Genomic DNA, 11,912 nt, shown 5'->3' on the forward strand with positions numbered 1-11,912 from the left:
GGTGGAGGTAAACGGGATCGAACCGATGACCTCTTGCATGCCATGCAAGCGCTCTCCCAGCTGAGCTATACCCCCGTCCAGCGAAGAAGCGAGATTCTAGACAGCGATCGGCACCTCGTCAAGACCATTTCGCGAAGTTATTTGCATGAAAGCGCATCGCCATTCAGTCACCCAGCGCAATGGGTTCCCACTACAGAAGCTTGCCCGGATTCATCAGCCCACGCGGGTCGAAAGCGGTCTTGATGGCGCGCATCATGTCCATCTCGACCGGGCTCTTGTAGCGCAGGATTTCGTCGCGCTTGAGCTGTCCCAAACCATGTTCGGCAGAGATCGATCCGCCCAGTGTCGCCACGATGTCATGCACGATGCGATTGACCTCGGTCGTCCGGGCTACGAACGCCACATTGGCTTCGCCCCCCTGAGGCATCGAGGGGTTGTAGTGCAGATTGCCATCCCCTGCGTGCCCGAAAGCCACGATGCGCACGCCCGGGAAGGCAGCTTCCAGCGCCGCATCTGTCTGTTGCAGAAAGGCCGGAATCGCGCTGACCGGCACCGACACATCGTGCTTGATGCTGATGCCGTCCTTCTTCTGCGCTTCAGAAATGTTTTCGCGCAAGGCCCACAAGGCCTGAGCCTGGCTTTCCTTGCCTGCCAACACGGCATCAATCACCCAGCCAGCTTCAAAAGCCTCACTCAGCGCAGTTTCAAGCAAAGCTTCAAGCTCGGCAGCCGGATCACTATCAACCAGCTCGACAAGTGCATACCAGGGTGCAGGTTCAGCCAGCGGACGCACGCTGCCGGGCATTTTCTGGAGCACCAACTCATGTGCTGCCGAGCACACGATTTCAAAAGCCGTGAGGCGCTCTCCTGCGCGCTGACGCAAACTTGCCAGCAAGTGGATAGCCGCCCCGGCATCCGGCAGCGCCAGCCAGGCCACGGCACGGCGGCTCTGGGAAGGAAAGAGTTTGAGCACGGCCGCGGTAATAATGCCCAGTGTGCCTTCGGAGCCGATGAAAAGATGTTTGAGATCGTAGCCGGTATTGTCCTTGCGTAAGCCACGCAAACCGTTCCAGATCCGCCCGTCAGGCAGTACAACCTCAAGCCCCAGCGTCAGCTCGCGGGTGTTGCCATAGCGCAGCACCTGCACTCCGCCAGCGTTGCTGGCGAGATTGCCGGCGATCTGACAAGAACCCTCGGAGGCCAGAGACAAGGGGAACAAGCGGCCCTGCTCCGCCGCTGCAGCCTGCACAGCAGCCAGCGTACAACCGGCTTCCACCGTCAAGGTGTTATTAACAACGTCCACAGCGCGCACCCGGTTCAGGCGTGCCAACGAGATGAGGACTTCATCGCCCCCTGCATGTGGCACGCCGCCACCAACCAGGCCGGTGTTGCCCCCTTGAGGCACCATGGGCACGCCAGCCGCCGCACAGGCCCGTACAACGGCAGCCACCTCATCGGTACAGCCCGGACGCACGACGCATAATGCACGCCCCTTGTAGCGCCCACGCCAGTCTTCTTCATAGGGAGCACAGTCCGGCTCCGTCGTCAGCACATTCGCCTCGCCGACGATGGACCGCAACGCCGCCAGAAATGCCTGCGCCACGACGCTTACTCGTCTGCCCACACCGGCTCGGCGTAGAGGTCGTGTACGTCGCAATCCGTGACGCGCACCTGATAGAACTTGCCGACCTCCATGTCCTGCCCTTCTGGCACGATCACCAGACCGTCGATTTCCGGCGCATCCCCTTCAGAGCGGCAGATGGCGCCCTCTTCCTCGTCGATCTGATCGACCAGCACCACGATTTCGCGGCCGATCTTGGCTTCGAGGCGCTGGGTGGAGATATCTTCCTGGAACTCCATCAGGCGGCGCTTGCGCTCTTCGCGCACTTCGTCCGGCACGGCGCCGGGCAACTGATTGGCCGTCGCTCCCTCTACCGGCGAATAGGCAAAAGCACCCACACGATCAAGCTTGGCTTCATCGAGGAACTCGAGCAGTTCTTCGAACTCTTGCTCGGTCTCTCCCGGGAAGCCGGTAATGAAGGTGGAGCGAATGGTGATATCCGGACAGATTTCGCGCCAGCGGCGAATGCGCTCGAGATTGTTCTCAGCATTCGCCGGGCGCTTCATGGCCTTGAGAATGCGCGGATTGGCGTGCTGGAAAGGCACATCCAGATACGGCAGGATTTTGCCCTCGGCCATCAACGGAATGATGTCATCCACGCTTGGGTAGGGATAGACATAGTGCAAACGTACCCACACATCGAGCTCGGAGAGCTCCTTACACAGGTCGTAGAGTTTGGTTTTCACCGGGCGGCCATCCACGAAACCGGTGCGGTATTTCACATCCACGCCATACGCGCTGGTGTCCTGCGAGATCACCAGCAACTCATTCACGCCGGCCTTCACAAGGGTTTCAGCCTCGCGCAGCACATCGTGGATCGGGCGCGAAACAAGATCCCCGCGCAGCGAGGGGATAATGCAGAAGCTGCAGCGATGGTTGCAGCCTTCTGAAATCTTCAGATAGGCATAGTGGTCCGGCGTCAGGCGGACGCCCTGCGGCGGCACCAGATCGGTGAAGGGGTCATGTGGCTTGGGCAGGAACTGATGCACCGCCGTCATCACTTCTTCCGTGGCGTGCGGACCGGTCACAGCCAGCACCTTAGGATGCGTCTGTTCAACAATACCGCGCCCCGCCGAATCTTTCTTGGCGCCGAGGCAGCCTGTCACGATCACCTTGCCGTTTTCGGCCAGCGCCTCGCCAATCGCGTCGAGCGACTCTTCAACCGCTGCGTCGATGAAACCACAGGTATTCACGACCACCAGATCGGCACCCTGATATTGCGAAGCGACGTCGTAACCCTCAGCGCGCAGACGAGTCAGGATACTTTCGGCGTCACTCGCCGCTTTCGGGCAGCCCAGCGACACAAAACCAACTCGGGGCGTGGAATTTTTGCTCATGTATTCAACCTTAAAAAACACAAGGCGCAGCCACCCGGCCACGCCTCTCTCTGATGCTGCATTTTAGCCCGGATCAGGTGGAATCCCGACTGTTTGAGGCCAAGAACCCCACGCGCAGTAAGGAAAACCCGTTCGCCTCAGGGGGCATCCCCAACGTACGCTTCATGGCAGAAAAACACCGAAAAGGCCATACAGCAAGGCAATAAAAATGAACAGGGCATTATTTCGACCATCGGGCAGCCCCCGGACTTTGGACGCGACGCTGACTAAGTTGGCTGTGCCAGCTGCTTTTCCGGGCGACACCCCCCAACAAAAAAGGAGTCACATCATGCTCAAAACACGCAATATCGTTTTCGCAGTCCTGACCAGTCTGTGCATTTCGAGCAGCTTCGCCGCAGCCCCCAAGCCTGCTCCCGGCTTTGTCAGCCTGAAACAGACCCAGCAGATACAGGCGGGCCAAAGCAAGGACGAAGTCATCCAGATGTTCGGCAAACCGGTTGCTACTCCGAAATGGAGCAACGGCACTTCGTCACTGGTCTACAAGACCGAGGACTCCGCCGCATTCAAGGCTCTGCTATACGTTGATTTCGACACAAAGACTGGCTCGGTGATCAGCTCGGTCATCCGCCCGGACGACAACAGCGGCATGGGGAGCGACTCGTCTGAATGAGTCAGCCCTGCTCAGAGGGGCCCCCTCGGGAGCCCCTGCCAGTCACAATCGATCTTAGAGGCTATTCACGATCTGTAGCGAGAGGCCGTCAGCGGAGTAAAGAGCAGCACAAGAACCGCAGTTTATGTTGATAAATGAGGATTCCAAGCAGCGCATGGGCCCTCTCAGTTATCAATGAGCGACCTCGCAGTCAAATCGTGAATAGCTTCTCAGTGGTGATGCCCGTGCTCACCATGCACATGCTGGTGAGCAATTTCCTCGGCAGTAGCAGCGCGCACATCAATCACCTTGAGCACAAAACTCAAGGCCTGACCGGCAAGCGGATGGTTGCCATCCAGCAGCACCACCGGCCCCTTGATCTTGGTGACAAAGAAATAGCGCAGCTCACCATCCGGACCCGGTCGCTGAATCTGCCCCCCCACCTTTACTCCAGGAGGAAACTCGGCCTTGGGCATGCTCTGCACCAAAGCCTCATCCCGTTCGCCAAAACAGTCCTCAACACTCAGTGACAAGCTGACCTGGTAACCCGGCTCCTGCCCTTCAAGGGCCTCCTCCAGCTTGGCAAAGATATTGTCGTAACCACCATGCAGGTAGGAAACCGGGCGCTTGCCATCGTCGACAGGCATTCCTTTGTCTGTACTGACCTTCATGCTTACGGTTACAGCACTGTCTTTGGTGATTTTCATGGACTTTCTCTTGCAAAGTGAGGCGGGACGCCATTGTCCCCGAACAAGGTTCTGGAGGAAACCCGGTCGCTCAAACCGGATTGTCGATATCCACGAAGATAGCTTCCAGTTCATGCTCGCGCTGCAGCCACGTCGCCAATGCCTGCACCCCATATCGCTCGGTGGCATGATGCCCTGCCGCTAGGTAGGCCACACCGGTTTCACGCGCTAGGTGCACGGTTTGCTCGGAAATTTCGCCAGACAGGAAAAGATCAGCCCCAGCAGCAATCGCGTGCTCGAAGTAACTCTGAGCGCCACCGGTGCACCACGCCACACGCCGGACAACACGTTGCGGCTCGGCGATCAGCAGCGGCTCACGGGCGAGACGGGCAGCCACTGAGCGCGCCACCTCACCGGCAGGCATCGCATGCGGCAAGCTGCCCAATAACACAAGCGACTGCTCCGCACATGGCGACTCGACCTGCCAGCCCAGCACCTGTGCAAGCTGCACATTGTTCCCCAGCACCGGATGCGCATCTAGCGGCAAGTGATAACCGAACAAGTTGATATCGTGGGCTAGCAAAAGCCCCAGGCGCTGACGACGAATCCCGGTCACACGCGGGTCCTCGGACTTCCAGAACCAACCGTGATGCACGATGATTGCATCAGCCTGCAATGCAATGGCACGCTCGATCAACGCCCGACTGGCCGTCACTCCGCAGACCACGCGCGCAATCCCGGCGCGTCCTTCCACCTGCAAACCGTTTGGGCAATAATCGTTGAAGCGGCCGCACTCAAGCAGCGTATCCAGAATCCTCTGGAGTTCCTGGCGGTCCATGACAACTCTCCCTGCACTTGATCACGGCAGACAGCGCGTCTGCGAACGGTGAATTATGCAACGTCTCTGGCTGATTTTTGCCCAGACCGCGACCATCGCGCTGGGTGTACTCTTCGTGATCACAACCCTGAAACCCGAATGGGTGAGTCGCCCCACGCTCTTCGAAGCGCCTCCGCCAGCGCTCGAATCCTCTGCCCAGACAACACCCGGCCCGGCCCGCGCCGCGGACAGCTACGCCAACGCGGCCCAGGCGGCCTTACCTGCTGTGGTGCACATCTTCACCAGCAAGGAAATCGAAGCACCCCGCCACCCGCTCTTCAACGACCCCTTCTTCCGCCATTTCTTCGGCGCCCCCGAGCGCACCCCGCAACGCAGCTCGGGATTAGGCTCCGGCGTGATGGTGAGCGGCGAAGGCTACATCCTCACCAACAATCATGTGATCGAAGCCGCGGACACCATCGAGGTCGCCCTCAACGACGGGCAGAAATACCGAGCCAGAATTGTCGGCCGTGACCCTGAGACAGATCTGGCCGTACTACGCATCGACAGCAAGACAGCACTGCACGCAATCAGCTTTGCAGCGGCAGACAGCGTGCGCGTAGGAGATGTAGTGCTGGCCATCGGCAATCCGTTCGGCGTCGGACAAACAGTCACCATGGGGATTGTCAGTGCTCTGGGCCGCTCGGATCTTGGTATCAACACCTTCGAGAACTTCATCCAGACCGATGCGGCGATCAATCCCGGCAATTCAGGAGGCGCTCTGGTCGATACCAGAGGTCAGCTGGTCGGTATTAACACTGCGATCTACTCGCGCTCCGGCGGCTCACTGGGCATCGGCTTCGCCATTCCGGCCGGCACGGCGCGCAGCATCATGGAGCAGATCATCAAGAACGGGCAGGTCACTCGGGGCTGGATCGGCATTCAGGTACAGGAAATCACGCCCGAACTCGCCCAGGCCCTTCAACTGCCGCAGAAAGGTGCGCTGATTGCCGGCATCGCCCGCAACAGCCCGGCCGCCAAGGGTGGGCTGCAAGCAGGCGATGTGCTCATCGCGCTGGATGGCAAGGCCATCAACAACGCTCACGGCGTGCTTGAAACGGTCGCTAGCCTGCCACCGGGGCAACTTGCCAAGGCCGCCATCATCCGCAAGGGAAAAACCATGGAGGCCGTGCTGCAGATAGCCCAACGGCCTTTGCCCACACAATCGGCACAGGATTAAAGCCAGCCAACGCAGCTCGAATGCCTGGCGGCAGACTCAGCTGCGCGAGCGCTCCAGCATGCGCGCCACCAGAATGCCAACCTCATACAGCAGGCACATTGGCACAGCCAGCATGAATTGCGAAGCCACGTCTGGAGGCGTAACAACGGCGGCGACCACGAATGCCCCCACGATCACGAAACGCCGCGCCTCGGCCAGCTTGGCGGTTGTTACGATCCCCAGCGCTACCAACAACACGACCGCCACAGGCACCTCGAAAGTCGCACCGAACGCGAGGAACATACCCATCACGAAGCTCAGGTATTTGTCGATATCAGTCATCCAGGCTACGCCCTCAGGCGTGAAGCTGGCCATGACCTTGAACATGCCCGGAAAAAAGATGAAATAGGCGAAAGCCATGCCGCTCACGAAGAGCAGACAGCTCGCAACCAGCAGCGGCAAGGCCAGACGCTTCTCGTGAGCATACAAGCCAGGGGCGATGAAGGACCAGGCCTGAAAGAGGATGAAAGGCATGGCAATCAGCAAGGATAGCCAGGCCACCACCTTGATCGGCACCAGAAAGACGCCCACGACGTCTGTCGCAATCATCTGCCCGCCTTGCGGCAGTACGGCCAGCAAAGGCGCTGCCATCAACGCATAGAGATCCTTGGCCCACCACACTAGGCACAGGAAAACCACCAGCACGGCCAGCAAGGAATAGATCAGGCGATTGCGCAGCTCGACCAGATGGGAAATGAAGCTTTCTTGCGAATCCACGCCCATCACCCCTTGTGCACTTTCACTGGCTCCACGGGCATCCCGAAGAGATCGAGCTGACTATCGTCGCGCTCGGGTGGCGGAGTGGGCTCGGAAGACGCGAAGAGATCGGACTCAGCTGCCACGGTCTCTGCCGGCACTTGCTCAAGCACCACGGCCACGGCTTGAGTTTCGGCGGGCGGGCGCGGCTCCTGCACCACCGGTTCGGCCAGCGCCTTGACTTCCTGCTCCACAGCGGCAGCTCCTGCCGACAGCTCAGCCTGAAAAGCCTGCGCCTGCTCGTTGATGGAAGCTTGCAGACTCCGCGCAGACTCCTGCACATCGGCCACTAGCGTCTTCATCTCAGAAGCTTCCATTTCGCGACTGATGTCGGACTTCACATCTGCCACATAGCGGCGCATCTTGCCCAGCAGATGACCCACCGTACGCGCCACACGCGGCAGCTCTTCGGGACCAAAGACAACCAGAGCTACGATGCCGATGAGAAGAAGCTCGGAAAAACCAATATCGAACATGCCGGGCCTGTCAGATCAATCCTGCAGCACAAAAACAAAGGGGCGCTCACGCGCGCCCCCACTCGGGAATGACTTCCCGCTTAGTCCTTCTTCTCGCGCGCTTCACCTTCCACAGTATTGGAGGCAGCAGCGATCTTCTCCGCCGGCTTGTCGTCAGCGCCTTCCTTCATGCCCTGCTTGAAGCCCTTCACCGCGCCGCCGAGATCCTCGCCGATATTGCGCAGTTTCTTGGTGCCGAAAACCAGCAGAACGATGACCAAAACAATCAGCCAATGCCAGATGCTCAACGAACCCATGTGCAGCTCTCCTCAGTATTTCAGCATGGCGGGCATTGGCTGCCCACCAAGAATGTGCAGGTGCAGATGATACACCTCCTGCCCACCATGCCGTCCGGTGTTGATGATGGTACGAAAGCCCTCGCCCGCACCCAGTTCTTTTGCAATGCGCGGCGCCAGCTCCAGCATGCGGCCCAGCACCGGTGCATCTTCCGGCATGGCATCCGCCAGCGTCGCAATATGCTTCTTCGGGATGATCAGGACGTGCACCGGCGCCTGCGGATGGATGTCCTTGAACGCAAGGATTTCATCATCCTCATACACCTTACCGGAGGGAATCTCGCCACGGGCAATACGGCAGAAAATGCAGTCGCTCATGATTTGCGGGAATTCTTTTCTTCGATGCCTGAAATGCCTTCGCGCCGGCGAAACTCGCCGAGCACGTCATCCGCCGACAAACCGAACTGCGACAACAGGATCAGCGAGTGGAACCACAGGTCGGTAACTTCATACACGATGTGGCGCAGATCCCCATCCTTGGCTGCCATGATGGTTTCGGCAGCCTCTTCGGCCACTTTTTTGCAGATCGCGTCAGTTCCTTTGGCGTACAGGCTGGAAACATAGGACGACTCGGGCGGCGCGGATTTCCGCGCTTCAAGCGTCGCCGACAAGCGCTGCAGAACTTCCGGATCAATCATGGCTGAGGCCTTTTACAGAATTATTTCTTGGGGTAAATCTCGGCCGGATCTTTCAGAACCGGCTCGACGTCTTCCCAACCGCCACCATCCAGATGACGCTGGAAAAAGCAGCTGCGGCGGCCGGTGTGACAGGCGATGCCTCCCACCTGCTCAATCTTCAGCAGAACAACATCACCATCACAATCCATACGGATTTCGCGTACGCGCTGAGTATGGCCGGACTCCTCGCCCTTGTGCCACAGCTTGCGCCGGGAGCGCGACCAATACACGGCCTCGCGCTTTTCAGCTGTCAGCGCCAGTGCTTCCCGATTCATCCAGGCAAACATCAGCACTTCGCCCGTATCCGCATCCTGAGCAATAGCCGGCACCAGCCCCTGCTCGTCCCACACCACATCATTGAGCCAGCGGCTGTCTTCGCTCACAGTCTCACCTCCACGCCACGTTCGCGCATGTATTCCTTGGCCTGCCGAACGGTGTACTCACCGTAGTGAAAGATGCTCGCCGCCAGCACTGCATCCGCCCGACCTTCGATCACCCCATCCGTGAGGTGCTGCAGATTGCCCACGCCACCACTCGCAATCACCGGGATATTTACTGCGTCAGAGATTGCGCGGGTCAGCGCCAGATCAAAACCAATCTTGGTGCCGTCACGATCCATACTGGTCAAAAGGATTTCACCGGCGCCAAGCTTTTCGACGCGCTGGGCCCATTCAATGGCATCCAGATCGGTGAGCTTGCGTCCGCCGTGAGTGAATACCCCCCACTTGCCCGGCGCAGTCTGCTTGGCATCTATCGCCACCACGATGCACTGATTACCAACCTTGCCGGAGGCTTCGGCCACCAGATCGGGGTTGTACACCGCAGCACTGTTCATGCTGACCTTGTCCGCACCGGCATTGAGCAGGCGTCGAACATCTTCAACACAGCGCACGCCACCGCCCACCGTTAGCGGAATGAAAACCTGGTTGGCCACCTGTTCGACGATATGCAGCATGATGTTGCGCTCGTCGGAACTGGCCGTGATGTCCAGAAAGGTCAGCTCGTCGGCGCCCTGCTCGTCATAGCGGCGTGCAATCTCGACGGGATCACCGGCGTCGCGCAGCTCAAGGAAATTGACGCCCTTGACGACACGTCCGGCGGTGACATCGAGACAGGGGATGATGCGTTTGGCGAGCATTGATCAGTCAGCCTCGCCATTGAGTTCATCGGCACGCGCCTGAGCCACTTCGAAATCCAGCGTGCCCTCGTAGATGGCCCGGCCAGTAATGGCACCCATGATGCCTTCAGACTCGACAGCACACAGCGCATCAATATCCTTCAGATCAGTGATGCCTCCGCTGGCGATCACCGGAATGCGCAGGGCCTGGGCCAGTTTCACGGTCGCCTCGATATTCACGCCGGAGAGCATGCCATCGCGGCCGATATCGGTATAGATCACGGACTCGACACCGTAGTCCTCGAATTTTTTGGCCAGATCAATCACGTCGTGCCCGGTCAGTTTGGACCAGCCATCGACAGCCACCTTGCCATCCTTGGCATCCAGACCAACGATGATATGGCCCGGAAAGGCGCTGCAGGCATCGTGCAGGAAGCCAGGGTTCTTGACCGCAGCAGTGCCAATGATCACATAGCTGATACCGTCGTCCAGATAACGCTCGATGGTATCCAGGTCGCGGATGCCACCACCGAGCTGAACCGGGATGTCGTCACCGACCTCCTCGCAGATCGCCTTGATCACCGCCTCGTTCTTGGGCTTGCCGGCAAAGGCACCATTGAGGTCGACCAGATGCAGGCGACGCGCGCCTTTATCGAGCCACATCCGGGCCATGGCGCGCGGGTCTTCGGAGAAGACCGTGGCACCTTCCATCTCGCCCTGGCGCAGGCGAACGCAGTGGCCGTCTTTGAGGTCAATCGCGGGAATGAGCAGCATGATTTTTCAGGGGGCGTTAGCGCTTGAAGGCAAGCGGTGAAGTGATTCCGGAGGTTCCGGGCGTTCCTTGTGGGTCAGGCTCAGGGTTGCCAGCTCACGAAATTCGAGAGCAACTGCAGACCCGCAGCAGCGCTCTTTTCCGGATGGAACTGAACTGAAAAAATATTAGCTTGGGCCACCGCCGAGGTAAAGCGCAGGCCGTAATCAGTCGTCGCCGCGCTCGCCGACTCATCATCGGGCTGACAGTAGTAGCTATGCACGAAGTAGAAGCGTGCCCCCGGTTCGATACCCGCCCACAGAGGATGAGCGCGCGTGGGATCAACCCGGTTCCAGCCCATATGCGGCACCTTCAGACGCAAGCCATCCGGCCCGCTCATGCCATCAGCAAAGCGCTTCACCTGACCCGGGATGAAACCCAGCCCAGCCGTATCGCCCTCTTCGCTGTGATCGAAGAGCATCTGCATGCCAACACATACACCCAGAAAAGGTTTGCTCTGCGCAGCTTGATGCACCGCTTCGCGCAAACCACGCCCCATGAATTCGCGCATGCAGTCATGCATGGCGCCTTGGCCGGGCACCACTACGCGATCTGCCGCATGGATCTGCGCGGCTTCGCTACTGATCAGCACACTGGCACTGGCGGGCGCCACCTTTTCAATGGCCTTGGCAACCGAACGCAGGTTACCCATGCCGTAATCGACTACAACGATCTTCATTTCTGTGAGCTTCGCTACGAAGTGAGGAGTGAAGGGCAAAGCCCCTCTGGAGACTTTAGAGCGTGCCCTTGGTCGACGGCATGGCGCCAGCGGCACGTTCGTCAACTTCACATGCCGCGCGCAGGGCGCGGCCAAAGGCCTTGAACACGGTCTCACACTGGTGGTGTGCGTTCTTGCCACGCAGGTTGTCGATATGCAGCGTCACGCCGGCATGATTAACGAAACCCTGAAAAAACTCGCGGGTCAGATCCACATCAAACGAGCCAATCATGGCGCGCGTGAAATCCACATTGAACTCCAGCCCGGGGCGGCCCGAGAGGTCCACCACTACGCGCGACAAGGCCTCATCCAGCGGCACATAGCTGTGGCCATAACGGCGCAGACCCTTTTTGTCACCCACGGCCTTGGCAAAAGCCTGGCCCAGGGTGATACCCACATCCTCCACCGTGTGGTGAGCATCGATGTGCAGATCCCCCTTGGCCTCAACAGTCAGATCAATCAGGCCATGGCGGGCTATCTGATCAAGCATGTGATCCAGAAAAGGCACGCCGCTGGCAAGCTTGGCCGCACCGCTGCCATCCAGATTGAGGCTTACGGTGATTTGGGTTTCAAGAGTGTTGCGGCTGACTTCGGTTTGCCTCATGGCGGGGGCCCATGTCGAAGGAAGTGAAA

At 59.2% G+C, this 11,912-nt stretch carries 16 protein-coding genes and 1 tRNA gene; 2 read left to right on the top strand and 15 right to left on the bottom strand.

Features of this window, described 5'->3' with window-relative positions:
• Window positions 1-2: 2 nt before the first annotated feature.
• The 3 genes from Q3Y64_RS05200 to rimO all read right to left on the bottom strand — a co-directional run bounded on the left by Q3Y64_RS05200 (window position 3) and on the right by rimO (window position 2,958).
• Window positions 3-75: transfer RNA gene (locus Q3Y64_RS05200), tRNA-Ala, on the bottom strand.
• 115 nt (window positions 76-190) lie between these two features.
• Window positions 191-1,603: an FAD-binding oxidoreductase gene (locus tag Q3Y64_RS05205; RefSeq protein WP_303560379.1), complete on the bottom strand. Its 1,413-nt coding sequence runs from the start codon at window positions 1,601-1,603 to the stop codon at window positions 191-193.
• A gap of 5 nt (window positions 1,604-1,608) precedes the next feature.
• Complete coding sequence (gene rimO, locus Q3Y64_RS05210) at window positions 1,609-2,958, bottom strand: 30S ribosomal protein S12 methylthiotransferase RimO (RefSeq protein WP_303560380.1); 1,350 nt, start codon at window positions 2,956-2,958, stop codon at window positions 1,609-1,611.
• A 328-nt stretch (window positions 2,959-3,286) separates the two neighbouring features.
• Between rimO and Q3Y64_RS05215 the strand changes: the two genes are divergently transcribed.
• Complete coding sequence (locus tag Q3Y64_RS05215; protein ID WP_303560381.1) at window positions 3,287-3,628, top strand: hypothetical protein; 342 nt, start codon at window positions 3,287-3,289, stop codon at window positions 3,626-3,628.
• A gap of 209 nt (window positions 3,629-3,837) precedes the next feature.
• On the opposite strand, the gene Q3Y64_RS05220 is transcribed toward Q3Y64_RS05215, so the two are convergent.
• Complete coding sequence (locus Q3Y64_RS05220; RefSeq protein WP_101941210.1) at window positions 3,838-4,314, bottom strand: peptidylprolyl isomerase; 477 nt, start codon at window positions 4,312-4,314, stop codon at window positions 3,838-3,840.
• 70 nt (window positions 4,315-4,384) lie between these two features.
• A complete protein-coding gene (locus Q3Y64_RS05225; protein WP_303560382.1) occupies window positions 4,385-5,131 on the bottom strand; it encodes a Nif3-like dinuclear metal center hexameric protein in 747 nt (248 codons plus the stop codon).
• 55 nt (window positions 5,132-5,186) lie between these two features.
• On the opposite strand from Q3Y64_RS05225, the gene Q3Y64_RS05230 reads away from it, so the two are divergent.
• Window positions 5,187-6,350, top strand: coding sequence for a Do family serine endopeptidase (locus tag Q3Y64_RS05230; protein WP_303560383.1), 1,164 nt, complete (start codon window positions 5,187-5,189; stop codon window positions 6,348-6,350).
• Between the two features lie 36 nt (window positions 6,351-6,386).
• Here Q3Y64_RS05230 and tatC read toward each other — a convergent pair whose 3' ends face one another.
• The 10 genes from tatC to hisB all read right to left on the bottom strand — a co-directional run bounded on the left by tatC (window position 6,387) and on the right by hisB (window position 11,883).
• Entirely contained in the window at window positions 6,387-7,112 is a 726-nt protein-coding gene (tatC, locus tag Q3Y64_RS05235) for a twin-arginine translocase subunit TatC (protein WP_101941213.1), read from the bottom strand.
• On the bottom strand, window positions 7,112-7,621 hold the full coding sequence (gene tatB, locus Q3Y64_RS05240) for a Sec-independent protein translocase protein TatB (RefSeq protein WP_303560384.1): 510 nt from the start codon (window positions 7,619-7,621) through the stop codon (window positions 7,112-7,114). The genes tatC and tatB overlap by 1 nt, the downstream gene beginning before the upstream one ends.
• An 80-nt stretch (window positions 7,622-7,701) precedes the next feature.
• On the bottom strand, window positions 7,702-7,917 hold the full coding sequence (gene tatA / locus Q3Y64_RS05245) for a Sec-independent protein translocase subunit TatA (RefSeq protein WP_101941215.1): 216 nt from the start codon (window positions 7,915-7,917) through the stop codon (window positions 7,702-7,704).
• 12 nt (window positions 7,918-7,929) lie between these two features.
• A complete protein-coding gene (locus Q3Y64_RS05250) occupies window positions 7,930-8,274 on the bottom strand; it encodes a histidine triad nucleotide-binding protein (protein WP_101941216.1) in 345 nt (114 codons plus the stop codon).
• Window positions 8,271-8,594, bottom strand: coding sequence for a phosphoribosyl-ATP diphosphatase (locus tag Q3Y64_RS05255; RefSeq protein WP_101941217.1), 324 nt, complete (start codon window positions 8,592-8,594; stop codon window positions 8,271-8,273). Before Q3Y64_RS05255 ends, Q3Y64_RS05250 begins: the two co-directional genes overlap by 4 nt.
• A gap of 20 nt (window positions 8,595-8,614) precedes the next feature.
• Complete coding sequence (hisI, locus tag Q3Y64_RS05260) at window positions 8,615-9,016, bottom strand: phosphoribosyl-AMP cyclohydrolase (RefSeq protein WP_101941218.1); 402 nt, start codon at window positions 9,014-9,016, stop codon at window positions 8,615-8,617.
• The gene (gene hisF, locus Q3Y64_RS05265) at window positions 9,013-9,771 is read right to left on the bottom strand and encodes an imidazole glycerol phosphate synthase subunit HisF (RefSeq protein WP_303560385.1); all 759 of its coding nucleotides are present in this window, start codon (window positions 9,769-9,771) and stop codon (window positions 9,013-9,015) included. The genes hisI and hisF overlap by 4 nt, the downstream gene beginning before the upstream one ends.
• A 3-nt stretch (window positions 9,772-9,774) precedes the next feature.
• Window positions 9,775-10,524, bottom strand: coding sequence for a 1-(5-phosphoribosyl)-5-[(5-phosphoribosylamino)methylideneamino]imidazole-4-carboxamide isomerase (hisA, locus tag Q3Y64_RS05270; protein WP_303560386.1), 750 nt, complete (start codon window positions 10,522-10,524; stop codon window positions 9,775-9,777).
• A gap of 80 nt (window positions 10,525-10,604) precedes the next feature.
• Window positions 10,605-11,240 (bottom strand): imidazole glycerol phosphate synthase subunit HisH, encoded by a 636-nt coding sequence (gene hisH, locus Q3Y64_RS05275; protein ID WP_101941221.1) that lies wholly within the window; start codon window positions 11,238-11,240, stop codon window positions 10,605-10,607.
• Window positions 11,241-11,295: 55 nt separating this feature from the next.
• Window positions 11,296-11,883, bottom strand: a complete 588-nt coding sequence (gene hisB / locus Q3Y64_RS05280; protein WP_101941222.1) for an imidazoleglycerol-phosphate dehydratase HisB — start codon at window positions 11,881-11,883, stop codon at window positions 11,296-11,298.
• Window positions 11,884-11,912: the final 29 nt, after the last annotated feature.

Source organism: Uliginosibacterium sp. 31-12 (assembly GCF_030548425.1).
GTDB lineage: Bacteria > Pseudomonadota > Gammaproteobacteria > Burkholderiales > Rhodocyclaceae > Uliginosibacterium > Uliginosibacterium aquaticum.

What these genes read in the sequence shown, in the direction of transcription:
- rimO (WP_303560380.1), bottom strand. Translation starts at nt 2,958, where the DNA reads ATGAGCAAAAATTCCACGCCCCGAGTTGGTTTTGTGTCGCTGGGCTGC.
- Q3Y64_RS05215 (WP_303560381.1), top strand. Translation starts at nt 3,287, where the DNA reads ATGCTCAAAACACGCAATATCGTTTTCGCAGTCCTGACCAGTCTGTGC.
- Q3Y64_RS05220 (WP_101941210.1), bottom strand. Translation starts at nt 4,314, where the DNA reads ATGAAAATCACCAAAGACAGTGCTGTAACCGTAAGCATGAAGGTCAGT.
- Q3Y64_RS05225 (WP_303560382.1), bottom strand. Translation starts at nt 5,131, where the DNA reads ATGGACCGCCAGGAACTCCAGAGGATTCTGGATACGCTGCTTGAGTGC.
- Q3Y64_RS05230 (WP_303560383.1), top strand. Translation starts at nt 5,187, where the DNA reads ATGCAACGTCTCTGGCTGATTTTTGCCCAGACCGCGACCATCGCGCTG.
- tatC (WP_101941213.1), bottom strand. Translation starts at nt 7,112, where the DNA reads ATGGGCGTGGATTCGCAAGAAAGCTTCATTTCCCATCTGGTCGAGCTG.
- tatB (WP_303560384.1), bottom strand. Translation starts at nt 7,621, where the DNA reads ATGTTCGATATTGGTTTTTCCGAGCTTCTTCTCATCGGCATCGTAGCT.
- tatA (WP_101941215.1), bottom strand. Translation starts at nt 7,917, where the DNA reads ATGGGTTCGTTGAGCATCTGGCATTGGCTGATTGTTTTGGTCATCGTT.
- Q3Y64_RS05250 (WP_101941216.1), bottom strand. Translation starts at nt 8,274, where the DNA reads ATGAGCGACTGCATTTTCTGCCGTATTGCCCGTGGCGAGATTCCCTCC.
- Q3Y64_RS05255 (WP_101941217.1), bottom strand. Translation starts at nt 8,594, where the DNA reads ATGATTGATCCGGAAGTTCTGCAGCGCTTGTCGGCGACGCTTGAAGCG.
- hisF (WP_303560385.1), bottom strand. Translation starts at nt 9,771, where the DNA reads ATGCTCGCCAAACGCATCATCCCCTGTCTCGATGTCACCGCCGGACGT.
- hisA (WP_303560386.1), bottom strand. Translation starts at nt 10,524, where the DNA reads ATGCTGCTCATTCCCGCGATTGACCTCAAAGACGGCCACTGCGTTCGC.
- hisH (WP_101941221.1), bottom strand. Translation starts at nt 11,240, where the DNA reads ATGAAGATCGTTGTAGTCGATTACGGCATGGGTAACCTGCGTTCGGTT.
- hisB (WP_101941222.1), bottom strand. Translation starts at nt 11,883, where the DNA reads ATGAGGCAAACCGAAGTCAGCCGCAACACTCTTGAAACCCAAATCACC.